The following is a 23,878-nucleotide window of genomic DNA, read 5'->3' on the forward strand; positions in this document are numbered from 1 at the left end:
ACGCGCATCATTATAAAAACAGGAGACAGCGTGAAAAACCAGCGCATTCTATTGGCCTTGTTCCTGATTTACTTCGTCTTCGCGATCCTGCTCAACAGCGTCGGCACGGTGATCCTGCAAGTCATCAACAACTACGAGGTGAGTAAGTCGAGCGCCAGCATCCTGGAAGCGTTCAAGGACTTGCCGATCGCCGTGGTGTCCTTCCTGGTCGCGTCCTTCTTGCCGCGCCTGGGCTACAAGAACGCGATGCTGGTCGGCCTGGCGATCGTCACCGCCGCTTGCGTCGCGATGCCGCTGGTCCCAGGCTTTGCGACGGCCAAGCTGCTGTTCCTGTGCGTGGGCGTGGCGTTTGCCTTGGTCAAGGTGTCGGTGTATTCGACGCTGGGCCTGATCGCCACGGACCGCCGCCATCACGCGGGCATGATGAATACCCTGGAGGGCGTGTTCATGGTCGGCGTGCTGAGCGCCTACTGGGTGTTCGCGCACTTCATCGATTCTTCGAATCCGAAGTCGCAGAGCTGGCTGCAGGTGTACTGGGTGCTGGGCGGCCTGTGCGCCGTGACGTTTATCTTGCTGCTGACGACACGCTTCGACGAAAGCGACGCCCAGCTGCCGGCAGGGCGCAGCCGCTGGGAGGATTTCACGGCGATGTTCAAGCTGTTTTTAAAGCCGCTGGTGTGCGTGTTCGTGCTGACGGCCTTCCTGTACGTGCTGATCGAGCAGAGCGTCGGCACCTGGCTGCCGACCTTTAATAACGAGATCCTGAAGCTTCCCGCGGCGATGAGCGTGCAGGTGGCGTCGATCTTCGCGGCCTGCCTGGCGATTGGACGTCTGTCGGCCGGCGTCGTGATGCGCAAGGTGCACTGGTACACGGTGATGAACGGCTGCGTGATCGGCATGGCGGCGATGGTCCTGCTGGCGCTGCCGCTGACGCGCGACCTGGCGCTGGACGCGAACGTCAGTTGGTCCAACGCGCCGCTGGCGACCTTCCTGTTCCCGCTGATCGGCCTGTTCATGGCGCCGATCTACCCGGGCATCAATTCGGTCATGCTCAGCTCCCTGCCGAAGAACCAGCATTCCTGCATGACCGGTTTATTGGTGATCTTTTCGGCGCTGGGCGGCACCACGGGTTCCTTCATCACCGGCTACGTGTTCGGCAATTTCAGCGGCCACTTCGCGTTTTATCTGACGCTGGTGCCGATCACGCTGGTGCTGATTACGCTGTTCTTCTTCCGCCGCCAGGTGGAGCGCAGCGGCGAAGCGGTGGCGCAGGCGGCGTGAGCGAAGCCCTTGCAAGTCATAAAAAAAGCCGGCATCGCCGGCTTTTTTTACGCAGCTTGCAGCTCAGCTTGCGCGCTTGCGGCTTGCTGCGGCTACGCCGGCCAGCGCGATGGCGAACAGGGCCAGGCTGCCTGGCTCGGGGACGTCGTTGCGCTCCGGGGCAAAGGTAAACACTTCGAAGCCCGAGATCGTCATGCCGGTGTAACCGTAGTTATTGCCCAGCAGGTCAGTCGACGTTGACGATGCGTAGGCATACAGGTTGCTGTACCCATAGCTCAAGTTTTGGTCGACATAGAGATCGTGGCCATTGCCGAAGGTCGGGCCGTAGCCGCCATAATTGTAGGTCTGGTACAAACCATTGTCTTGCGTGTACGAATAATAGGTTCCGCTCCACCAATCGTAATAGGAGTAGGTGGTCGAGTCGGTGCGTTGACGGAATACCGTGTCCGAATCCAGGTTGAACAGGAAGGCAGGGCGGCTGGCGACATCATAGGAAGGCTTGTAGCCGGAATAGCTGTCCCACGACTGGGGATTGTAGCCACCGATCAGGCCCGTCACGCCGGTGTGCTGGTTCGTCGCCTGCATCACGACGAAGGTCGGTCCCTTGCCGTCGACGGCATTATGGAAATCGTAGCTCGTGCTACCTGCGCTCTTGGCATAGACCTTCGTCAGGTCGACGCCCTGGCCCAGCCAGCCGCCCAGCTGCTCGACGTTCGCCTTGTTCAGCAGGGCGGAACCGCCGTTGATGACGCCGGCATGGGCGCTGCCGGCGCCGAAGGTAAGCGCAGCGACGAGCGAGGCGGTGATGATTTTGAACATTATTTGTTTCTTTCAGGAATATTTTATATCTTTTCAGTAAGCAATCACTGTGCCAGCAATGCAATTTTCTGCAGAATCAAGGGCTTGCGATTTTCTATAAGACCGATAAAGTGACTGATGTAAATTATTCCGACAGCATAAAGGTGATGTAGGGCAAAAATAAGCACTGGAGCTTGGAGCCGGCAGGGCGTGGCTCATCTAGAATGGCGAGATGATGCCAAAAAGCAATCCTATCGCCATCGGAATCGTTGGCGCCGGCACGGCCGGCCTGGCGAGCGCCATTGCCCTGGCCCGTCTCGGTCATAGCGTGACGGTCTTCGAGAAGCATGCTTCCCTCAGTCCTCTCGGCGCCGGCCTGCTGATCCAGCCGCAGGGCGTGGCCGCCCTCGATGCGCTGGGCGTGGGTGCGGCCTTTCACGCGGCCAGCGTGCCAGTGACGCGCCTGCTCGGCACCTGCCACCGCGACTGGACCCTGGTCGACATCCCGTATGACGAACACGAAGCGCGCGGCGTGAGCCGGGCGGCGCTGTCGCAGGTGCTGCTCGATGCCGCGCTGGCGTTGGGCGTGCGCATTCGCTATGGCGCCGCCGTCGACCGGGTCACGGTCGAAGGCGAGCGCGCGACCGTGCATGCAGCCGATGCGTCCACCTTCGACCTGGTCGTGATCGCCGATGGCGCGGCCTCTCGTTTGCCGGCCCAGGTCGGGCTGGCGGTGGCATCGACCGTCTATAAATGGGGCGCGCTGTGGGCGATGTTCGACGTCGCCGACTGGGACGGACAGGCGCTGCTCGAGCAGCGTTATGAGGGCACGCGCCGGATGTTCGGCCTGATGCCGACGGCGCGCGTGGACGGCAAGCTGCGACTGTCGATGTTCTGGAGTCTGCCTTGTGCCGACTACGCCGCCTGGCAGGCGCGCCCGATCGAAGCGTGGAAGGAGGAGTTGCGCAGCTTGTGGCCGCAGGCGGCGCCGGTGATCGACCAGATTACGCATCATGAGCAGTTTGCACTGGCTACCTACCGCCATGCGCGCGCCAGGCGGCTGGCGCAGGGGCCGGTGTGCGTCGTCGGCGACGCGGCGCACTCGATGAGCCCCCAGCTTGGCCTGGGCAGCACGCTGGCGGTGCAGGACGCGCTGGCGCTGGCGAACGCGGTCCACGCACGTGGCCTGCTGGCCGGCGCCGCCGCTTATTCCGATGAGCGCCTGTGCGCCGTCCGCAACTACCAGATGCTGAGCAAGGCCTTGACGCCCTGCTTCCAGGCCGACAGCGGCGGCTTGTGGCGCGACCTGATGTTCGCGGTGGGGCTGAAACTGCCCGGCATCCAGCGCCTCATGTACCGCAGCATCGCCGCGCCGGCACAGGCGCTAAAACAAATCCCTCCGGACGCCGTGCAGGCGTTGCGAAGGGATTGAGAACCAGCCCCGTCCGACTAGCTTATTCCGTAGGAAGATGAAGTGCCACGGTGGCTTTCAGCTTTTCGGCGAATGTGTAGAGATCGTCGATCTCGTCGAGTGCAAAGCGCTCTTCGGTTTTGTCTGCGCTAAAAATTCCCACAGCCAGCTTTTGCGTGTTATTGAAACGTAGTCGGCAGACCGGCTTCCGGTTGTTATCGTCGAGCAGGATCGCGCAATAGCTTTGATTGTCGCGCATGACAATGCGCCGTGGGCTGACGACATCCCGCAGGATCGATCGGACGATATGTAAGCCTTCGATTTCTTCTGCAGTCGTTACGACGGCGTCGCTGTCATCAACCCGTGGAATGATCGGAGCTGTATCTGCAAGCATTGGTGCTTCCACCGTCATTGCTCCCTTCAGCCGGGCGTTAATCCGTTCATTCAGGAGCTGTTCAAAAGCGCGCTTTGTAATCTGTGTGAATTGATCTTTGAGCGTTGGTGTAAAGCGGCGGCCAGCCAACAAATCAGTGGACAGTGCGCGAACGAACTCTTCCGGCGGCTCGGTGACCCAATCGTTGAGCCGCTCCTGAATAACGCGGGTGTATTTCAGGTCGCTTGCGGTGTTAAGAATGGTGTCCACATCGAAGGCCGACTTGGCGAACTTCTTGAGTTCGTCTACGTCACGTTCCTTGAAGTCCAGGATGTTGAACTCAAAGAAAGCGGTATCGTCCATCTTGTTGGGTTGTTCGAGATCTGTGAAAAACTTGTAGACCAAGCCGTTCGTCAACACTGCAAAACGCGCTGATGTAACGTGGAAGTAGCGGAAGAGCTGCCCGGCATGATTGATGTTGAGTTCGCCGCCGCACTTCTTGCATTCGAAGAGCATGATGGGCTGTCCACCATGGAGAATCGCGTAATCGACCTTTTCACCCTTCTTGGTTCCGATGTCGGCAACGAGTTCCGGAGTAACTTCAGTGGGATCGAATACGTTGTACCCGAGCATTTGAATGAACGGCATGACCATTGCATTCTTGGTTGCCTCTTCTGTTTGAATCAAGGCCTTGGTATTTGCAATTCGTGTTGCCAAGGCTTTCAGCTCATCTATCAGGTCCATCAAATTACTCCCTCACCCATAGGGCATGAAACGTCGTTTGGACTTCGAAGAATTTACTCAACAGAACCTTTGTATCTTGCCAGACTTTAGTTAGTTTTCAACAAGAACTGAGAGTAAGCGAGAACTTCGTAGCTTCATGTTGGGAAAACGCTGCTTGGTGCAGTTCAGGGAGCAAGGGGGAAGATGCCGAAGCGGGAAGAATGCGTCCCACGGACGGGGACGCGTGTTGGCTGGCGCACGAACGGCGCCAGCCGAGGATGCTACTTACATATTGCGGCGGTACTGCCCACCCACTTCGAACAGGGCCGTCGTGATCTGGCCCAGCGAGCAGACGCGTACGGCGTCCATCAGCTTCTCGAACACATTTTCGTTGTCGATCGCGGCCTGCTGCAGCGCTGCCAGGGCAGCTGGTGCCTCCGCTGCGTGCTGCGTGTGGAAGGCTTCCAGGCGCGTCAGCTGCGACTGCTTTTCGTCGTCGGTGGAACGGGCCAGTTCGATCGTGGCCGGGGCTTCCGCGCCCTTCGGGTTGCGGAAGGTGTTCACGCCGATGATCGGCAGCGAGCCGTCATGCTTCTTGTGCTCGTACAGCATCGACTCTTCCTGGATCTTGCCGCGCTGGTAGCCGGTTTCCATCGCGCCCAGCACGCCGCCGCGCTCGGCGATGCGCTCGAATTCCTGCAGCACGGCTTCTTCGACGAGATCCGTCAGTTCGTCCATGATGAACGAGCCCTGGTTCGGGTTCTCGTTCTTCGCGAGACCCCATTCGCGGTTGATGATCAGCTGGATCGCGAGAGCACGGCGAACGGATTCGTCGGTCGGCGTGGTGATCGCCTCATCATAGGCGTTGGTGTGCAGCGAGTTGCAGTTGTCGTAGATCGCGATCAGCGCCTGCAAGGTCGTGCGGATGTCGTTGAAGTCGATTTCCTGCGCGTGCAGCGAGCGGCCCGAAGTCTGGATGTGGTATTTCAGTTTCTGCGAGCGATCGTTGGCGCCGTACTTGTCGCGCATCGACACGGCCCAGATGCGGCGCGCCACGCGGCCGAGCACCGTGTATTCCGGATCCATGCCGTTCGAGAAGAAGAACGACAGGTTCGGCGCGAAGTCGTCGATGTGCATGCCGCGTGCCAGATAGGCTTCGACGAAGGTAAAGCCGTTAGACAGGGTAAAGGCGAGCTGCGAGATCGGGTTCGCACCGGCTTCGGCAATGTGGTAGCCCGAGATCGACACCGAATAAAAATTGCGCACCTGGTGGTGGACAAAATATTCCTGGATGTCGCCCATGACCTTCAGCGAGAACTCGGTCGAGAAGATGCAGGTGTTCTGGCCCTGGTCTTCCTTCAGGATGTCGGCCTGCACCGTGCCGCGCACGTTGGCCAGCACCCATTCCTTGATTTTCTGCGCTTCGTCGGCGGTCGGCTGGCGGCCGTTGTCGCTCACGAATTTGTCGATCTGCTGGTCGATGGCCGTGTTCATGAACATCGCCAGGATCGTCGGAGCAGGGCCGTTGATCGTCATCGAGACCGAGGTCGATGGGCTGCACAAATCAAAACCGTCGTATAGCACCTTCATGTCGTCCAGGGTCGCGATCGAGACGCCGGAGTTGCCCACTTTGCCGTAGATGTCGGGACGCAGGGCGGGATCGGCGCCGTACAGGGTGACGGAGTCGAAGGCGGTCGACAGGCGTTTCGCGTCCATGCCGGTCGAGACGAGTTTGAAGCGCTTGTTCGTGCGGAAGGCATCGCCTTCGCCGGCGAACATGCGGGTCGGGTCTTCGCCTTCGCGTTTGAAGGCGAACACGCCGGCCGTGAACGGGAAGGAGCCCGGCACGTTTTCCAGCATCAGGAAGCGCAGCACTTCGCCGTGGTCCTCGAACTTCGGCAGCGCGACTTTACGGATGGTGGTGCCGGACAGGGTTTTTTGCACCAGTTTGGTGCGAATTTCCTTGTCGCGGATTTTGACGACGTAGTCGTCGCCGGCGTAGGCCGCCTGCATGTCGGGCCACATCGCCAGCAGCTTTTTGGCGCCGGCGTCCATCGCGTTTTCGCGTTCGGTGATCAGGTCGTCCAGCACCACTTCGCGGTTGGCGGCGGCCAGCATGCGCTTGGTTTCGCTCAGCTGCTGGCGCTCGCGCGCCAGTTTCACCTGCTTGCTCGTGTTCTTGTGGTAGCCGCGCACGGTGTCCGCGATCTCGGCGAGGTAGCGCGCGCGGCTTGGGGGCACGATCACGTTCTTGCCGCTCGAGTGCTTCTGCGGCGGCACGGCCAGTTTCGAGGCTTCGACCTTCAGGCCCAGTTCCGCCAGCTTCGGCAGCAGGCCGTGGTAAAGGGCGGTCACGCCGTCGTCGTTGAAGCGCGATGCCTGGGTGCCGAACACCGGCATCTGGTCCGGGCTCTGCGACCACAGTTCGCGGTTGCGCTGGTACTGTTTTGCGACGTCGCGCAGCGCGTCCTGTGCTCCCTTGCGGTCGAATTTGTTGATCGCGATGAAGTCGGCGAAATCGAGCATGTCGATCTTTTCCAGCTGCGAGGCGGCGCCGAATTCCGGGGTCATCACGTACATCGAGGCGTCGACGTGCGGCACGATGGCCGCGTCGCCCTGGCCGATGCCCGAGGTTTCGACGATCACCAGGTCAAAGCCGGCGACCTTGCAGGCTGCGATCACGTCCGGCAGCGCATGCGAGATCTCGGAGCCCGCTTCGCGCGTGGCCAGCGAGCGCATGAAGACGCGCGCCTGGCCGGCCCACGGATTGATCGCGTTCATGCGGATGCGGTCGCCCAGCAAGGCGCCGCCCGACTTGCGGCGCGACGGGTCGATCGAGATCACCGCGATGTTCAGGCGGTCGTTCTGGTCGAGGCGGATGCGGCGAATCAGTTCGTCGGTCAGCGAGGATTTGCCGGCGCCGCCGGTGCCGGTGATGCCCAGTGCCGGCACCTGTAAGGTGTCGGCCGCTTCGACGATCTGCTTGCGCAGTTCCGGGTCGGCTTTACCGTTTTCCAGCGCGGTGATCAGCTGGGCCAGCGGGCGGTGGCGGTCGGCGATGTCGCCGTTTTGAAGCGCGTCGATGCTGGTCGGCGCGTAGGGGGACAGGTCGATGTCGCAGGCTTCGATCATCGAGCGGATCATGCCCACCAGGCCCATGCGCTGGCCGTCTTCCGGGCTGAAGATGCGGGTGACGCCGTAGGCGTGCAGTTCTTCGATCTCGCTCGGGACGATCACGCCGCCGCCGCCGCCGAAGACCTTGATGTGGGCGCCGCCGCGCTGGCGCAGCAGGTCGATCATGTACTTGAAATATTCGACGTGGCCGCCCTGGTAGCTGGAGATGGCGATGCCTTGCACGTCTTCGGCCAGGGCCGCGGTGACGACGTCGTCGACCGAGCGGTTGTGGCCGAGGTGGATCACTTCGACGCCGTTCGACTGCAGGATGCGGCGCATGATGTTAATCGAGGCATCGTGGCCGTCGAACAGCGAGGCGGCGGTGACGAAGCGGACCTTGTTGGCGAGCTTCGGCTGCTCCGGCAGCTCGAGCTTGGCGGCGGTGGTGATGTCGTTCATGGGGTTCCTTCTAGGAATCGGACGCGGACAGGTTCGATTTGTACGGTATATGACGTTAACGTTAACGTCAAGTTTGAATGTTGGGTGCGCAAAGGGTGGGCCCCGTAGGGTGGGCGGCTTCGCCGCCCACGCGGTGATCGTTACCGGCTCCGATTTCGAGCTCGATGATCTCGTGGCTAACTATCACCGCGTGGGCGGGGGACCCGCCCACCCTACGCGGCGCGTTTTTTGACGTTGCCGGACAGCAGCTCCGCCTTGCGAGCACGGAAGTTCTCGACCGCCTTTTCCTTCACGTGGCCAAAGCCGCGAATCTGCTCCGGCAAATTCGCCAGCTCGACGGCGGTGGCATACGAGGCGCCATCCAGCGACGGCAGCAGCATGTCGATCATCTGGCGATACTCGACGATCAGCGCGCGCTCCATCTTGCGCTCGGCGGTGTGGCCGAACACGTCGAAGGCGCCGCCGCGCAGGCCTTTCAGTTTCGCCAGCACTTTGAAGGCGCCCAGCATCCACGCGCCGAATTCCTTCTTCACGAGCTGGCCCTTGGCATCCTTCTTCGCGAACAGCGGCGGCGCCAAATTAAACTTGAATTTGAAGTCGCCTTCGAACTGCGATTTGACCTGCTCGAGGAAGCGGCCGTCGGTGTACAGGCGCGCGACTTCGTATTCGTCCTTGTAGGCCATCAGCTTGAAGTAGTACTTCGCCACCGCCATGGAGAGCTTGTTGCCGAGACCGGCCGCCGCTTCGGCCGCGCGCACGCGCTCGACCAGTTCGGCGTACTGGCCGGCATAGGCCGCGTCCTGGTAGCCGGTCAGGAAGTCGATGCGCTTCTTGATGACGGTGTCCAGGCTTTGCGGCATCTGCACCAGCACGGCCTGCGACGGCGTGGCGGTCTTTTCGACGCGTTTAAAGTCGACGGCGGCGCGGCGGCCCCACAGGAAGCTTTTCTTGTTGGAGGCGACGGCGACGCCATTCAGCTCGATCGCGCGCATCAAGGACGCCTCGGTCAGCGGGATGCGGCCCTTCTGCCAGGCGTAACCCATCAGGAACAGGTTCGTCGCGATCGAGTCGCCCATCAGGGCAGTCGCCAGCTTGGTCGCATCGACGAAGTCGGCGCCATCGGCACCACCCACGGCTTCCACGATCAGGCCACGCACATCCGACGCCGGGAACTGCCAGTCGGCGTTCTGGGCAAAGGTGCCGGTCGGCTGCTCGTGCAGGTTGACGATGGCCAGCGTGCGGCCCGGGCGCATTTTGGAGATCGCGTCGGCGGCGCCGGTGGTCAGCATGTCGCAGCCGAGCACCAGGTCCGCTTCGCCGGTGGCGATGCGCTGGGCGCGCAGGCGCTCCGGCGTAGCGGCAATTTTCACGTGCGAGGTGACGGAGCCGTTCTTCTGGCTCATGCCGGTCATGTCCAGCACTGATGCGCCTTTCGCTTCCAGGTGCGCGGCCATGCCCATCAGCGCGCCGACGGTGATGACGCCGGTGCCGCCGATACCGTTGATCAGGATGTTGTACGGGTGCTCGACGCTCGGCAGCATCGGCTCGGGCAGGGCGCCCCAGCCATCGTCGTCGCCCTTGCTGACGCCGGCCTTGCTCTTCTTGAGCGTGCCGCCTTCGACGGTGACGAAGCTCGGGCAGAAGCCTTTGGTGCACGAATAATCCTTGTTGCATGACGACTGGTCGATGGTGCGCTTGCGGCCGAACTCCGTTTCCTTCGGCAGGATCGAGACGCAGTTCGACTGGATGCCGCAGTCGCCGCAGCCTTCGCAGACGGCTTCGTTGATGACCATGCGCTTGGGCAGATCCGGGAATTCTCCCTTCTTGCGGCGGCGGCGCTTCTCGGCGGCGCAGGTCTGATCGTAGATGATGACGGAGACGCCCGGCAGCTCGCGCAGTTCGCGCTGGATGTCGTCCATCTCCTTGCGGTCGTGCAGGGTAACCAGGCTTGGGAGGGCGCTGCGGTCGGCGTAGCGCGACAGGTCTTCGGTGACGAGGGCGATGCGTTTCACGCCTTCGGCCGCCATCTGCTGGGCGATCATCGGCACCGAGGTCTGGCCGTCGACCGGCTGGCCGCCGGTCATGGCAACGGCATCGTTGTACAGAATCTTGTAGGTGATGTTGACCTTGGCCGACACGGCCGCGCGCACGGCGAGGTAACCCGAGTGGAAGTAGGTGCCGTCGCCCAGGTTCTGGAACACGTGCGGCACTTTCGAGAACGCGGCCTGGCCGATCCAGGGCGCGCCTTCGCCGCCCATGTGGGTGGTCAGCTTGTTCATCTCCGGATAGATCGAGGTCGCCATCACGTGGCAGCCGATGCCGGCCAGCGCGAAGGAGCCGTCCGGCACTTTCGTGGACGTGTTGTGCGGGCAGCCGGAGCAATAAAACGCTGGGCGGAACGGCGTGGTGATCGCCTTTTGCAGCACGGCGTCTTTGGCGTCGAGGAAGGCGAGACGGGCCTTGATCAGGTCGCGCGTGGTCTCGTCGCTGACGAGGCGGGCGATGCGGCCGGCGATCACGCGCGCCACTTGCGCGACCGAGAAGTCGGCTTTCGGCGGCAGCAGCCAGTCGCCGCGCGGCGCGACCCATTCTCCCTTGTCGTCGAACTTGCCGATGATGTGAGGACGCACGTCGTCGCGCCAGTTGTACAGCTGTTCCTTCAGCTGGTATTCGACGACTTGGCGCTTTTCTTCAACCACCAGGATCTCATCCAGGCCCTGCGCGAATTCGCGCACGCCTTCCGGCTCCAGCGGCCAGATCATCGCGACCTTGAACAGGCGCAGGCCAACCTTGGCCGCCATCGCTTCGTCGATGCCCAGCTCCTCGAGTGCTTCGAGCACGTCGAGATAGGATTTGCCGGAGGCGATGATGCCGAGCTTGGCGTTCGGGCTGTCGATCGTCGTGTGATTCAGTTTGTTTTCACGCGCGTAGGCCAGGGCTGCATAGATTTTGTAGTCCTGCATCAGCGCTTCCTGATTGCGCGCTTGCTGGCCCAGCGGGACCGAGGACAGCTTCGTATTCAGGCCGCCTTCCGGCATGACGAAATCCTGCGGCAGTTTCACTTGCACACGGTGCGGGTTGGCGTCGACCGAGGCGCTCGATTCGACCGTGTCGGCCAGCGCTTTAAAAGCGACGGCGCAGCCGGAGAAGCGCGACATGGCCCAGCCGTGCACACCGAGGTCCAGGTATTCCTGCACGTTACACGGATACAGGACCGGGATCATGCAGGCCGAGAAGATGTGGTCCGACTGGTGCGGCAGGGTCGACGAATAGGCGCCGTGGTCGTCGCCGGCCACCAGCAGCACGCCGCCGTTCTTCGACGTGCCGGCGTGGTTCATGTGTTTAAAAACGTCGCCGCAGCGGTCGACGCCCGGACCCTTGCCGTACCACATGGCGAACACGCCGTCGTATTTCGTCGGGCCGATCAGGTCCACGGTTTGCGTGCCCCAGACGGCGGTCGCGGCCAGGTCTTCGTTCACGCCGGGGACGAACTGCACGTGGCTCGCTTCCAGGTGGCCTTTCGCCTTCCACAGGGTCTCATCGAGACCGCCCAGCGGCGAGCCGCGGTAGCCGGAAACGAAGCCGGCGGTGTCCAGGCCGGCGGCGGCGTCGCGCTCGCGCTGCATCATCGGCAGGCGGACCAGGGCCTGGATGCCCGACAGGAAGATGTTGCCCGACTTCGCGGTGTATTTGTCGTCGAGGGTGACGGTGGTGAGGCGGGACGGGACTGCATCCTGCGCGGATTGCGGCGCGACGGTATCGGGCATGACGGACTCCTTTTGTAATCGGTATGGCCCCGCCCGATGCTCGGCGCCGGGTAGGCGCGGATCGAAGGCGGGGAGAGGTCGCGGTAGCGACATGCCCGATCAACGGCGGTTCATCGGGCGCGAGGAGTGTATGGCCTTCCCGTCAGCAGGGGAAATACGGATTACGGATAGGGGTATAAGAAAAACTGATAGCAGTTATTCACGAAGCTTGGCGCCGGGCCACGCGCCATTTGCGCACAGCATTTCGGTGACTTGCCGCACCAGGCGGCTGATGGCCGCGGCGGCATTCGTTAGAGGGATATTGCGCGAGGCGCACAGGGTGACGCTGCGCCGGATGGCGGGATCGTCGATCGGCGTCGCGGCCAAAAGGCCGCTGTCGATTTCGGCGCGCAGCGGCGCCAGCGGCAGCAGGGTGGCGCCCATGTCGGCCAGCAAGGCCGATTTCAAAATGGCGATCGAATTGATCTCGATCAGCTTGCTCAGCGCGAGGCCGGCGCCGGCCGCCGCCTGCTCGATCAGCGGCCGCACGCCATGTTGCTGGGCCGGCAGGATCAGGGTCGTGCCGAGCGCCGCACCCAGGGTGATGGCGGATGCGCGCGGTTTCAGGGCGGAGTCGGCGCGGCAGATGTACATCAGGTTTTCCTCGACCAGCGGCGTCGCCTCGAAACCGCCGAGCTGGCCGTCGTCGAACAGGACGGCCAGGTTCAGGCGGCCCGATTTCAGTTGCTCGATCAGGCTGCCCGAGATTTCCTCGGTCAGTTGCAGCGTGATTTCCGGATAGGTCGCGCGCGCGGCGGTGAGCAGGGGTAATGCAAGCGCGCCCGAAATGCTGTGCGGCAGGCCGAGGGTGACGCTGCCCGAGGGACGCGTGGTCGACTGGGTGACGGCCGAGCGGGCATCGGCCACCTGCTTCAGGATGGCTTGCGCATGTTCATAGAAGATCTTGCCGGCGTCGGTGCTGAGGACGCCGTGGGCCGAGCGGTGCAGCAATTGCGCGCCGAGTTCTTCTTCGAGCTGGCGCAGCTGCTGGGTCAGTGCCGGTTGCGCCACGTGCAGAACCAGCGCCGCGCGCGAGAGCGAGCCGTGATCGACGATGGCGACGAAATAACGAAGTTGTCGTAATTCCATGAAGAACTAATTTGTGCCTAGTTGCAACACTTGAATGACGAAAAGTTTATGTGCGGAAACGACCTTGATATACTTCATGGTCCCGCCGCGGTGGCGGAGATTAACACATCGCTGGACCCTTGCATGCTTAAGAAAATCGATTCCTCCCAGCTGCGCCTGGGCATGGCTATCCACGACCTCGACTGTGGATGGATGGAACACCCGTTCGTCCGTGCCAAGTTCGTCCTGACCAGCATGGACGAAATCCGCAAGATCACCAAGGCCGGCATCCGTAACGTGATCATCGATTGCTCGAAGGGGCTCGATGTGAAGGAAGCGCCGACGCTGGCCGAAGCCCAGGCCAAGACCGAGGCCGAAGTGACCGCCATCGCCAGTAAACCTGTCAAGCCGCTGCGTGCCTCGCTCGGCGACGAGATGCAGCGCGCGGTCGGCATCCGGCGCCAGGCCGTGAACCTGGTGCGCACGGTGATGCAGGATGCGCGCCTGGGCAAGGCGGTCGAGATGGAAAACGTCTCGCCGGTTGTCACCAACATCACCGAATCGATCCTGCGCAATTCCGGCGCCTTGCTCAGCCTGATGCGCATCAAGACCAAGGACGACTACACTTTCCTGCACTCGGTCAGCGTGTGCACGCTGCTGGTCGCCTTCTGCCGTTCGCGCGGTATGGACGAAGAGACGATTTACCAGGCCGGCATCGGCGGCTTGCTGCACGACACGGGCAAGGCGCTGGTGCCGGACAGTATCCTGAACAAGGCGGGACGCCTGACCGACGAGGAATTCGCGATCATCAAGAAGCACCCGCGCGATGGTTACGATCTGCTGCGCCAGACGCCGGAAATCGGCCTGATCCCGCTCGACATCACGCTGCACCACCACGAGCGGCGCGACGGCAGCGGCTATCCGGAAATGCAGAACGAATCCGAGATCTCGGAACTGGCGCAGATGGCGGCGATCGTCGACGTGTATGATGCGATCACCTCGGACCGCTGCTACCACAAGGGCATGTCGGCGGCCGATGCGCTGCGCAAGATCTACGAGTGGAGCAAATTCCACTTCAATCCGGCGCTGGCCCAGGAATTCATGCGCTGCGTCGGTATTTATCCGGTCGGCACGATGGTGATGCTGGAGTCGGGCCGCCTGGGCGTGGTGGTGGAGCCGCACGAAACCAATCTGCTCACGCCCAAGGTGAACGTGTTCTTCAACACCAAGAAAGAGATGTATATTCGTCCGGAGCTGCTCGACCTGTCGCGCGCGCTGGGCTTCGGCGGCGGCGACAAGATCGTGCGCCACGAGTCGCCCGAGAAGTGGCGTGTCGACCCCAACAAGTTCCTGCTGGTTCCTTGAAAAACCGCTGCTAGAAGAATTCTGCGGTGTCGTTCGTCGTCACCGTCTGCAGCAGCCCGCGCTCGACCAGTTCGTTGTAATGGCAGACCTGGTTGCGGCCGTGGGTTTTGGCATAGTACAGGGCCTGGTCGGCGTGGCCGAGCGTGACTACCGGTGAATCGTAGGGGCTGATGCTGACGAAGCCGACGCTCACCGTCACCTTGCCGACCTGCGGGAACTGGTAGCTTTCCACGTTGGTGCGGAAGCGGTCGATGATGCGGCGCGCATGCTCCAGCGTGGTCGAGCGCAGCAGGACCACGAATTCTTCTCCGCCGAAGCGGAACACCCGGTCCTGGGCGCGGAACGATGCCTGCAGCTGGTTCGCGATCAGAATCAGGACTTCGTCGCCATATAAGTGGCCGAAGGTGTCGTTCACCATCTTGAAATGGTCGACGTCGACTACCGCTAACCACCCCTTCTTTTCTCCCTGGCTGCAGCGCCGCTCGGGCTGGCCCGGCAGCGGCGCGTCCGGCTCGGCCGGCGCTTGCAGCATGCGCGCCAGCTGGTCTTCGAAGGTCTTGCGGTTGAGCAGGCCCGTCAGCGAGTCGCGTTCGCTGTAGTCGAGCAGATTCTGGAAATTGCGGTAGACGCCGATGACGCCCGAAATCGTGTGGACGATGGCGGCATGGAAAGGCGCCGTGCGCACGATCTCGATGCAGGTGGTGGCTTTGTCGCCGAACCAGATCGGCAGCCACAGGGTGCGGTTGCAGCCTGGACCGCAGGCTTCGGCGCTTGCTTCACGGCGGGCCAGGCAGGCTGCCAGTTCCGGATAACTGTCGAGCGGTTCGCCGGGAGAGCCGCCGTCGTGCAGGTCTTCGACGCGCGGCGTGTCCCCTGCGTTGATGCTGGCGCGGACCCGCAGGTAGGGGCGTGCGCCGGATGTGGAGATGGATAACACCCGCGTCTGCGCGGCGGCGGCCAGTTCCTGCACTGCCGCGACCACCGAGATGTCGAGCATCGCATGGTCGCGGTGGCCGGTCATGTCCACCATGTGTTTCAGAAGGGAATCCATGTCATTCTCAGAAATGTAATCAACCCGCCACTGCTTCTCTTCAGCCGGCCATCAACGCCGAAATTTCCGAAGAGCAAGCGAAACAGGATAATCCCTTTTTGTTATCCGAGCAATATTTGCGCTGCTTTTTTTGGCATTTCTGGGCGCATAAAGGCCGCAATCCGATCTGCATCAAAAGTTTTTCAAGGGAAACTAATTCCTCATGGAAAGCTTGTTCACAGTCAACTTACCGTGAGGCATCATCTTTTATAGTGAACTCACTGCAGCGGAAACGACAAAGCGAAGTGTGCAGCGTCAGGGGAATTTTCCTACCGCGGCAGGGTTGTTCTTATAAACCACCATATGGAGTTTGTCATGAAAACGATCTTTACCGCTGTGCAAGCCTTCATCGCTGACGAAGACGGCGTGACCGCCATCGAGTACGGCCTGATCGCAGCGCTGGTCGGTGTCGCAATGGCGGGTGCCGCAAAGTTGCTGGGTGCTCAGATCAAGACGACGTTTGATGGTGTCGTGACGGCTATGAAAAACGCGTAACCGAGTAGCTTTGCCCTCCGGATTTCGATCCGGAGGGCTTTTTTTTTGGGGAGTCCGATCATGCCGATTTCAATTTGGCTCGACCTGTTATTGACTGTCCTCGTCGTCAGCGCCGCGGTGACTGATCTGGCGATACGCAAAATCCCGAATCTCTTTCTTCTGCTCGCCTGGTGCGCCGTGATCAGCCTGCACCTGGCCGATACTGCGCCCCTACCTGCGATCGGCACCGCTCTCGGTGGCGCGCTCGTCGGCTTCGCCTTGTTCCTGCCTCTTTACGTCGTCCGCGGCATGGCTGCCGGCGACGTCAAGTTGATGTCGACGGTCGGCCTGTTTCTTGGACCTGCGGAAGCGGTGCAGGCCTGCATCTTTACCTGGTGTGCCGGCGGGATCATGGCCCTGGTGATGATCTTGTTTACGCGGCGCTGGTCCGACGCCTACGCCAATCTGCGCAGCCTGCTTCTGCCGATGGTGCGCATCGGTCCGACAGTGCAGGCAGCTTCGTTGACCCGACCCAGTGTCGGGTCGATGCCGTATGGGCTTGCAATCGCCGTGACGACACTGTGGTTGCTGGCACAACGCTACTTCCCGACCATTAGCTTGTAGCAGTGAAACAAGCAAGTAAGCAGAAAACCAGAATTAATTCCTTTGAGAAATATTGCATATTATCAACTTACTATACGGAAATTTTCCCTATAGTCGTCTTACTGCAGCGCCGTAGTAGGCCAGCATTGGGAGATCGCGTTGCAGGGTTGTTTCTATAACCCTTTTAGGAGTTTGACATGAAAACCATTTTTACTGCTGTGCAAGCCTTTATTGCTGACGAAAATGGTGTAACCGCCATTGAGTACGGCCTGATCGCTTCGCTGGTGGGTGTCGCGATGGCAGGTGCCGCAAAGTTGCTAGGCATCGAGATCCAGACGACATTCGATAAGGTGGTGACAGCTCTGAAAAATCAGTAAGCACTCAACCTTGCCTTCTGGACACGTGCCAGAAGGCATTTTTATTGCCAAGGCCTACGTCGGCACGCATTGATGTTAGCAGCACGACATTGTCACGAGATTAGCCGCTTGCTGCGCCTCAATGGCCGAAAAGACCCGCTGGCTAGAATGAATTCAATATTCCGAGGGAATGTTCCCTTACGAATGCTAGGAGAAATACGATGAACGACACGCTGTCATTTGCAGCGTCCGGTACGGTGATTGCACCCTCTCCGTCACCGTCCGCCGAGCTGGACGTGACAGCAATCCTGCCGCGCCAGCCGCGTACTGTCAGCGATACGGGACTCGACCTGCGGCTCCTGTCCACGCTGGTGCTGAAGACGCTTCACGTCACCGGCCGCGCGCCGCTGCCGCTCCTGTCCGGCAAACTGCGCCTGTCCGTCGGCGTGCTGCGCGAAGTGCTGACCGCGATGACCGCCGATCAGCAAGTCGAGGTGGCGTGGTCAGGCGATTCCGACATCGATGTGCAGTATCAGCTGACCTCGGTGGGCGAACGTTCCGCGCTGGCGCGCCTGGCCGAGTGCAGCTATGTCGGACCGGCGCCGGTGACGCTCGGCGCGTATCAGGTCATGGTGGAGCGCCAGTCCCTGCGCCAGCCGGCGCTGCGCCAGGCGAAAGCGCAGGGCGTGGCGGCGTCCCCGGTACGCCACCTGGCGCCGGCCGAACTGGCAGCCGTGCTGGCCGACGACGGCCTCGATCCGGCCTTGCGCGAGCTGCTCGGCGCCGCCATGCACGCGCAGCGTCCGCTGCTGCTGCATGGCCCGACCGGCTCCGGCAAGACGACCCTGGCGCGCAAGCTGGCGCGCCTGCTGCCGGGCGCGGTGGCCGTGCCGTACGCGATCCTGATCGGGGGGCAAATCGTGCCCTTCCACGATCCGCTGCGCCATCCGGCGCCGCTGCCGGTCGGCCGCCAGTATGAAGAGCGGCGCAGCTGCGACGCGCGCTGGACGATCTGCCAGCGCCCGCTGGTGCATGTCGGCGCCGAACTCGATGCTTCCATGCTGACCCTGCACACCGATCCCGCCAGCGGCATGCGGCGCGCGCCGCTGCAGCTGCAGGCCAACAACGGCATTCTCGTGCTCGACGATGTCGGGCGCGGGAAGGTGCCGCTGGCCGAACTGCTCGCGGCCTGGCTGGGCATGCTCGACGGCGGTCCGGCGCGCTTCGGCGGGGGCGGCAACGGCGACACCATGCCCTTCGATGCCATGCTCGTGCTCGTCACCAATCTGGCGCCGGCCAGCGTCTTCGATCCGGCCTTCCTGCGCCGCATCGCTTACCGCGTCGGCCTCGGGCCGCTGGCGGAAGCTCCCTACCGCGCGCTCGTACGGCGCGCCGCCCGCCTGCATGGCATCGACTGCGACGAAGCCGTGATCGATCACCTGCTCACGCGCCTGCACCGCGCCAGCGGCACGCCGCTGCTGGCCTGCTATCCACACGAGCTGCTTGGCCGTGTGCTCGATTTCGCCGGCTTTGCCGGCACCGAACCCCGCCTGACGATCGCTGCCCTGGAGCAGGCGTGGAGCAGCATGTGCACCAGCGGCAGCGCCCCGGCCTCGTGCCACGTCGCAGGAATCGAACCATGAAAAACAAGCGCGCCCTTGTCGTGATGGCCGTTGCCATCCTGTTCGGCCTGACGGCCGTGATCCTTGCGTCACGCTGGCTGCTGATGCAGCCGACGACCAGCGCCGGCCATATCGTGGTCGCCGCGGCCGACATCAACCTCGGCCAGCGCCTGACGCCGGAAATGCTCAAGCTGGCCGAGTGGCCCGCCGACAGCATGCCGAAGGGCGCCTTTACCGATCCGGCGAAGCTCGCCGGCCGGGTGCTCAAGAGCAGTGTCCTGGGCGGCGAACCGGTGAGCGAAGCGAAGCTGGCGCCGGCCGGCACGCTCGGCGGCCTGTCGGCCCTGATCACCGAAGGCAAGCGCGCGATCACGGTGCGGGTCAACGACGTCATCGGCGTGGCCGGCTTCGCGCTGCCGGGGAACTACGTCGACATCATCGTCAGCACCGCCAAGGATCCGGGACCGGAGACGAATGCACGCGAACAGAGCATTTCGAAGATCGTCCTCGAACGCATCCTGGTGCTGGCAGTGGCGCAGGAAGTCAACCGCGACGAAACCAAGCCGCGCGTGGTGAACGCCGTCACGCTCGAAGTCACGCCGGAACAGGCCGAGAAACTCGACCTGGCACGCAGCGTCGGCACGCTGTCGCTGGCGCTGCGCAACCAGGTCGATCCGCAATCGGCGCAGACCGAGGGCGCCACCAAGCTGACCTTGCTGCCGGTCGCGCTTCCGATCATCAAACCGGCGCCACCGAAGCCGGCTCCCGTGGCGCGCCGCCCCGAGAAGCCCGCCGTGCACCGGGTCGCCACGCCTCCGGTACGCCGCAACTGCGTCACCGTCATCAACGGCCTGCATTCCTCGCAAGAGTGCCTCTGATCCCTCTTACCGTGTCAGGTGAAACCATGAACACCAGTTCACAACCGTCCGGCCACCCGATCCATCCACGCGCCCGCCTGCTATCGCTGCTGCGCCAGTGTGCGCTGGGCGGCGCGGCCCTGGCGCTGGCGGGCGCCGCCCACGCCGCCCGTCCGAGTCCGCAGGCCGAGGCGGCGCCCGCCGCCGGCGCCGGGCCGCGCTGCAGCGGCGAGGCCGCCCGCCCGGCCCAGGTCGCGCTGCAGATGGGGAAATCGACCCTGATGCGCCTGCCGGAAGCGGTCCAGAACCGCAGCGTCGGCAATCCGGAGGTCGTGCAAGCCATGCTCGTCTCTGCGGACACGATGTACATCGCCGGTGTCGATGTCGGCACCACCAACATGATCGTGCAGGGCCGCAGCGGTCTGTGCAGCGTGCTCGATATCACGGTCTCGATGGACCCCAGCGCACTGCAGGCGACGCTGGCCGCGGTCATGCCCGATGAAAAGGACATCCGCGTGCTGGCGGCCGCCGATTCGCTGGTGCTGACCGGGACCGTGTCCGACGCGTCGGCCGTCGCGCGCGCCGCCGAACTAGCCTCCGCCCATGTACGCCGCCCGCTGCGCCCGCTGGGCGCGGTGCAGAAGGAACTGGCGCCGAATGGTCCGAACGCCGATGCTGGTAATGGCGGCGGCCTGCGGCTGGTGAATCTGCTGAGCGTCGCCGCGCCGCAGCAGGTGCAGCTCGAAGTAAAAGTCGCCGAGGTCTCGAAAACCCTGCTCGAAAAGCTCGAAAGCAGGGTGCAATGGAGCTTCTTCGGTTCGGGCAGCTGGTCAACCGCACTGGCGACGAACTTCCTGAGCGGCACCGTGAGAGGCGGCTTGGGTTCCGGGCGCGAGAATGGCAATGGCTATGGCTTCGCCGCCCAGAACCAGGACAGCCTGGTGCGCGTGCTGGCCGAACCGAACGTGATGGCCATCAGCGGCCAGGAAGGCAGCTTCCTCGCCGGCGGCAAGTTCTATATTCCAGTCGCACAGGACAACAACAAGATCACGCTGGAAGAAAAGGAATACGGCGTCGGGCTGCGGTTTACCCCGACGGTGCTCAGCGGCGGCCGCATCAACCTGCGCGTCGCGCCCGAAGTCTCCGAGCTGTCGCGTGAAGGGATCGGTGTCAGTGCATTCGGCATGTCCGGGGGCGCGATCTTGCCGGTCGTGACCACGCGCCGGGCCAGCACCACGGTGCAGCTCTACGACGGCCAGAGTTTCGCCATCGGCGGCCTGATCAAGAACAACCTGGTGACGGGCCTGAAAGGGCTTCCGGGACTGAGCGAGGTTCCCGTGCTGGGCGCACTGTTTCGCAGCACCGACTTTCAGCAAGACCGGACTGAACTGGTTTTCGTGATCACGGCGCGCCTGGTCAAGCCGCTGACGGCCACCGGCTACAAGCTGCCGACCGATAACGTGGATGCGCCGTCGCGTGCCGCCCTGATGCTCGGCGGGCGCCTCGAAGGCGAAGCCAAGCTGCCCGAGCCGGCCCCACGCGCGGGCCAGAGCGTCGACGGATTCCAACTCAAATAGGAGGCGGCAATGACGACCAGGACTATCGCAGGCATCGTGGCGCTGTTGCTGCTGCAGGGCTGCTCGACCGCGCCACGTTTCGAAAAAAACTTCGGCTCCTCGGTGCGCGCCAATCTCGCCGCGCAGACCATCGACCCGCGCGGCGCGGCCAACGCCAATCCCGCGATCGGGATCGACGGACCGGCGGCGCGCGCGGCGCAAGAGCGCTATCAGCAGTCGTTCATCCACCCCGACGGCGCGGCGAGTGCGCCGCTGCTCAATACACTCGGCAACGGCAAATAGGCCGGCCGCCGCCGCTACCCTTCATCGTTTTTCAGCCCAATGCTTCACGAGGACCGTCATGAAAGCCCTTCTGATCAGCCGCGACAGCTTGCTGTTTGCCGAGCTCGCCTCCCAGGGCGCGGCACGCGTGCCGCCGCTGAACGTGGCCAACAGCCGCGCCTCGATGCGCGAGGCGCTCGACCGGCCGTTGGGCGAAGCGCCTGACCTGGTGATCGTCGATGCCGGCGAGGGCGCGCCCGACGACGCCGATCTGCTCGAACGCATGGCGCGCCAGTATCCGGAAGCGCAGTTCATGCTGCTCACCAGCCAGCACCAGCCGGAGTTCCTGATCCGCGCGATGCGTACCGGCGTGCGCGAAGTGCTGCAGCTGCCGCTGGTGCACCGCGCCTTCCACGAAGCGATGGACCGCATCGCCACGGCGGCCGGCGTGGCAGGACTACGCGAGGGCAAGGTGCTCGCCTTCATCGCCTGCAAGGGCGGCAGCGGCGCGACCTTCATTTCGACCAACTTCGGCTACGCCCTGGCCACGCTGGCGGAAAAGAAGGTCTTGCTGATCGACCTGCACGGCCAGTTCGGCGACGCGGCCCTGTATGTGTCGGACCAGAAGCCGACGATGACCTTGTCGAACGTGTGCGAACAGATCGCGCGCATCGACGGTCCTTTCCTCGATTCCTGCCTGGTGCACGTCACGCGCGGTTTCGGCGTGCTGGCCGCGGCCGACGACCCGGCGCAGGGCAAGGAAGCCAAGCCCGAACACATCGATGCCATCCTGCGCGTGGCGCGCCAGCATTACGACTATATCGTGCTCGACGTCGGGCGCCAGATCGACGCCGTCTCGCTGCGCGCGCTCGACAGCACCGACACCATCTATCCGGTGCTGCAGCTGGCGCTGCCCGATATCCGCGACGCACGCCGCCTGCTCGACATCTTCCGCTCGCTCGGCTACTCGCTCGATACGATCCGCCTGATCGTCAACCGCTACGAAAAAGGCGGCCGCCTGCGCCTGCCCGACCTGCATGCGGCGCTCGGCTGCGAGGTCGTGCACACGGTGCCGAACGATTACGTCGCCGTCACCGATTCGGTCAACCAGGGCGTGCCGGTGCTCGAGCTGTCGCGCACGAGCGCGGCTGCGCGCAGCATGGCCGATCTGGTGGAACTGGTCACCGCGCGGCGCGCCCCCGAAACCCGCGGCTTGCTCGACCGTCTGTTCGGTCGCGGCGAAGCCGACTATTAAAGGAGATCCCCATGTCCTTGCGCGAACGCCTTTCCGTCCTCGACGAGGACCGCAAAACCAGCGCGCTGCCGGCCGAGGCCAGCAACGGGGCCTATCAGGAACTGAAAAAGATGATGCACCAGATGATCCTCGACCGGATCGACCTGGAACGCCTCAAGCGCCTGACCGCCGAGCAGTTCAAGCACGAGCTGGCGCTGCTGATCCAGCGCATCATCGAAGAAGAGCGCATCGTCCTGAACCAGCACGAGCGCCACAACCTGGTGCTCGACATCCAGCACGAGATGCTCGGCTTCGGCCCGCTCGAACCGCTGCTGAACGACCCGAGCGTCTCCGATATCCTGGTCAATACGGCCAGCCGCGTCTACGTCGAGCGCCGCGGCAAGCTGGAGCTGACCGACATCAGCTTCCACGACAATGCGCACCTGATGAAGATCATCGAGAAGATCGTCTCGCGCGTAGGGCGCCGTGTCGATGAATCGAGCCCGATGGTCGACGCCCGCCTGCCGGACGGCTCGCGCGTGAATGCGATCATTCCGCCGCTGGCTGTCGACGGGCCGATCCTGTCGATCCGCCGCTTTGGCGCCACGCCGCTGACGGTGCAGAACCTGCTCGAGTACAAGAGCGTGACCCCGCCCATGGTCAAGGTGCTGCAGGGCCTGGGCATCGCCAAGATCAACATCCTGATCTCGGGCGGCACCGGCAGCGGCAAGACCACCTTGCTCAACCTGCTGTCGGGCTTCATTCCGGCGAACGAGCGCATCGTCACCATCGAGGATGCGGCCGAACTGCAGCTGCGCCAGCCGCACGTCGTGCGCCTGGAAACGCGCCCGGCGAACATCGAAGGCAAGGGCGAGGTCACCCAGCGCGCGCTGGTCAAGAACGCGCTGCGCATGCGGCCGGACCGCATCATTCTCGGCGAAGTGCGCGGCGCCGAGGCGCTCGACATGCTGCAGGCGATGAATACCGGCCACGAAGGCTCGCTGGCGACGATCCACTCGAATACGCCGCGCGACGCCTTGTCGCGCCTGGAAAACATGGTGGGCATGGCAGGCGTGAACCTGACGCCGCGTGCGATCCGCCAGCAGATCTGTTCGGCGGTGACGGTGGTGGTGCAGGCCTCGCGCCTGATCGACGGCGGCCGCAAACTGGTCAGCATCCAGGAAATCACGGGCATGGAAGGCGACATCATCTCGATGCAGGAGATCTTCCATTTCGAGCAGACCGGCGTCGACCGCGACGGCAAGGTGCTCGGGCATTTTTCCGCCACCGGCGTGCGTCCGCGCTTTGCCGACCGCCTCAAGATGTACGGCGTCGACATCCCCGACGACACCTTCGACCCCGACCGCATTTTCCAATGAACCCGCAGGCCCTGCCTGCAGTGGAGC

The 23,878-nt window shown here is 63.1% G+C and carries 18 protein-coding genes; 12 read left to right on the forward strand and 6 right to left on the reverse strand.

What is annotated here, in order from left to right; all coding sequences use genetic code 11:
* The first annotated feature begins 30 nt into the window (after nucleotides 1-30).
* Complete coding sequence (locus tag ACFPQ5_RS05630) at nucleotides 31-1,281, forward strand: MFS transporter (protein WP_379752294.1); 1,251 nt, start codon at nucleotides 31-33, stop codon at nucleotides 1,279-1,281.
* A gap of 63 nt (nucleotides 1,282-1,344) precedes the next feature.
* Here the strand turns inward: ACFPQ5_RS05630 and ACFPQ5_RS05635 are convergent, their stop codons facing one another.
* The gene (locus tag ACFPQ5_RS05635) at nucleotides 1,345-2,100 is read right to left on the reverse strand and encodes a PEP_CTERM-anchored TLD domain-containing protein (RefSeq protein ID WP_379752295.1); all 756 of its coding nucleotides are present in this window, start codon (nucleotides 2,098-2,100) and stop codon (nucleotides 1,345-1,347) included.
* Nucleotides 2,101-2,311: 211 nt separating this feature from the next.
* On the opposite strand from ACFPQ5_RS05635, the gene ACFPQ5_RS05640 reads away from it, so the two are divergent.
* Entirely contained in the window at nucleotides 2,312-3,511 is a 1,200-nt protein-coding gene (locus ACFPQ5_RS05640) for an FAD-dependent oxidoreductase (RefSeq protein ID WP_379752296.1), read from the forward strand.
* A 22-nt stretch (nucleotides 3,512-3,533) separates the two neighbouring features.
* Here ACFPQ5_RS05640 and ACFPQ5_RS05645 read toward each other — a convergent pair whose 3' ends face one another.
* The 4 genes from ACFPQ5_RS05645 to ACFPQ5_RS05660 form a co-directional block, all read right to left on the reverse strand.
* Nucleotides 3,534-4,607 (reverse strand): type I restriction endonuclease, encoded by a 1,074-nt coding sequence (locus ACFPQ5_RS05645; protein ID WP_379752297.1) that lies wholly within the window; start codon nucleotides 4,605-4,607, stop codon nucleotides 3,534-3,536.
* 264 nt (nucleotides 4,608-4,871) lie between these two features.
* Nucleotides 4,872-8,159 carry a fused isobutyryl-CoA mutase/GTPase IcmF gene (gene icmF / locus ACFPQ5_RS05650; protein ID WP_379752298.1) on the reverse strand — a complete coding sequence of 1,096 codons (3,288 nt, stop codon included), beginning with the start codon at nucleotides 8,157-8,159 and terminating at the stop codon, nucleotides 4,872-4,874.
* Nucleotides 8,160-8,371: 212 nt separating this feature from the next.
* Nucleotides 8,372-11,926, reverse strand: coding sequence for an indolepyruvate ferredoxin oxidoreductase family protein (locus tag ACFPQ5_RS05655; protein ID WP_379752299.1), 3,555 nt, complete (start codon nucleotides 11,924-11,926; stop codon nucleotides 8,372-8,374).
* Nucleotides 11,927-12,121: 195 nt separating this feature from the next.
* Nucleotides 12,122-13,054: a LysR substrate-binding domain-containing protein gene (locus ACFPQ5_RS05660; RefSeq protein WP_379752300.1), complete on the reverse strand. Its 933-nt coding sequence runs from the start codon at nucleotides 13,052-13,054 to the stop codon at nucleotides 12,122-12,124.
* A 123-nt stretch (nucleotides 13,055-13,177) separates the two neighbouring features.
* Between ACFPQ5_RS05660 and ACFPQ5_RS05665 the strand changes: the two genes are divergently transcribed.
* Complete coding sequence (locus ACFPQ5_RS05665; protein ID WP_379752301.1) at nucleotides 13,178-14,398, forward strand: HD-GYP domain-containing protein; 1,221 nt, start codon at nucleotides 13,178-13,180, stop codon at nucleotides 14,396-14,398.
* A 10-nt stretch (nucleotides 14,399-14,408) separates the two neighbouring features.
* Here the strand turns inward: ACFPQ5_RS05665 and ACFPQ5_RS05670 are convergent, their stop codons facing one another.
* Entirely contained in the window at nucleotides 14,409-15,449 is a 1,041-nt protein-coding gene (locus tag ACFPQ5_RS05670) for a GGDEF domain-containing protein (protein WP_379752302.1), read from the reverse strand.
* Nucleotides 15,450-15,803: 354 nt separating this feature from the next.
* On the opposite strand from ACFPQ5_RS05670, the gene ACFPQ5_RS05675 reads away from it, so the two are divergent.
* The 9 genes from ACFPQ5_RS05675 to ACFPQ5_RS05715 all read left to right on the forward strand — a co-directional run bounded on the left by ACFPQ5_RS05675 (nucleotide 15,804) and on the right by ACFPQ5_RS05715 (nucleotide 23,851).
* Nucleotides 15,804-15,983, forward strand: a complete 180-nt coding sequence (locus ACFPQ5_RS05675) for a Flp family type IVb pilin (RefSeq protein ID WP_379752303.1) — start codon at nucleotides 15,804-15,806, stop codon at nucleotides 15,981-15,983.
* 60 nt (nucleotides 15,984-16,043) lie between these two features.
* Nucleotides 16,044-16,586, forward strand: coding sequence for an A24 family peptidase (locus ACFPQ5_RS05680; RefSeq protein WP_379752304.1), 543 nt, complete (start codon nucleotides 16,044-16,046; stop codon nucleotides 16,584-16,586).
* Between the two features lie 176 nt (nucleotides 16,587-16,762).
* Nucleotides 16,763-16,942, forward strand: coding sequence for a Flp family type IVb pilin (locus ACFPQ5_RS05685; RefSeq protein WP_379752305.1), 180 nt, complete (start codon nucleotides 16,763-16,765; stop codon nucleotides 16,940-16,942).
* 275 nt (nucleotides 16,943-17,217) lie between these two features.
* The gene (locus tag ACFPQ5_RS05690) at nucleotides 17,218-18,564 is read left to right on the forward strand and encodes a P-loop NTPase and SpoVK domain-containing protein (RefSeq protein ID WP_379752306.1); all 1,347 of its coding nucleotides are present in this window, start codon (nucleotides 17,218-17,220) and stop codon (nucleotides 18,562-18,564) included.
* A complete protein-coding gene (gene cpaB / locus ACFPQ5_RS05695) occupies nucleotides 18,561-19,421 on the forward strand; it encodes a Flp pilus assembly protein CpaB (RefSeq protein ID WP_379752307.1) in 861 nt (286 codons plus the stop codon). Before ACFPQ5_RS05690 ends, cpaB begins: the two co-directional genes overlap by 4 nt.
* Nucleotides 19,422-19,447: 26 nt before the next feature.
* Entirely contained in the window at nucleotides 19,448-20,977 is a 1,530-nt protein-coding gene (locus ACFPQ5_RS05700) for a type II and III secretion system protein family protein (protein ID WP_379752308.1), read from the forward strand.
* A gap of 9 nt (nucleotides 20,978-20,986) precedes the next feature.
* Complete coding sequence (locus ACFPQ5_RS05705) at nucleotides 20,987-21,259, forward strand: hypothetical protein (RefSeq protein WP_379752309.1); 273 nt, start codon at nucleotides 20,987-20,989, stop codon at nucleotides 21,257-21,259.
* 58 nt (nucleotides 21,260-21,317) lie between these two features.
* A complete protein-coding gene (locus tag ACFPQ5_RS05710) occupies nucleotides 21,318-22,493 on the forward strand; it encodes an AAA family ATPase (protein ID WP_379752310.1) in 1,176 nt (391 codons plus the stop codon).
* Nucleotides 22,494-22,504: 11 nt separating this feature from the next.
* Nucleotides 22,505-23,851, forward strand: coding sequence for a CpaF family protein (locus ACFPQ5_RS05715; protein WP_379752311.1), 1,347 nt, complete (start codon nucleotides 22,505-22,507; stop codon nucleotides 23,849-23,851).
* Nucleotides 23,852-23,878 lie beyond the last annotated feature (27 nt).

This window comes from Massilia suwonensis (genome assembly GCF_042655665.1).
GTDB classification, from domain to species: Bacteria; Pseudomonadota; Gammaproteobacteria; order Burkholderiales; family Burkholderiaceae_D; genus Telluria; species Telluria suwonensis.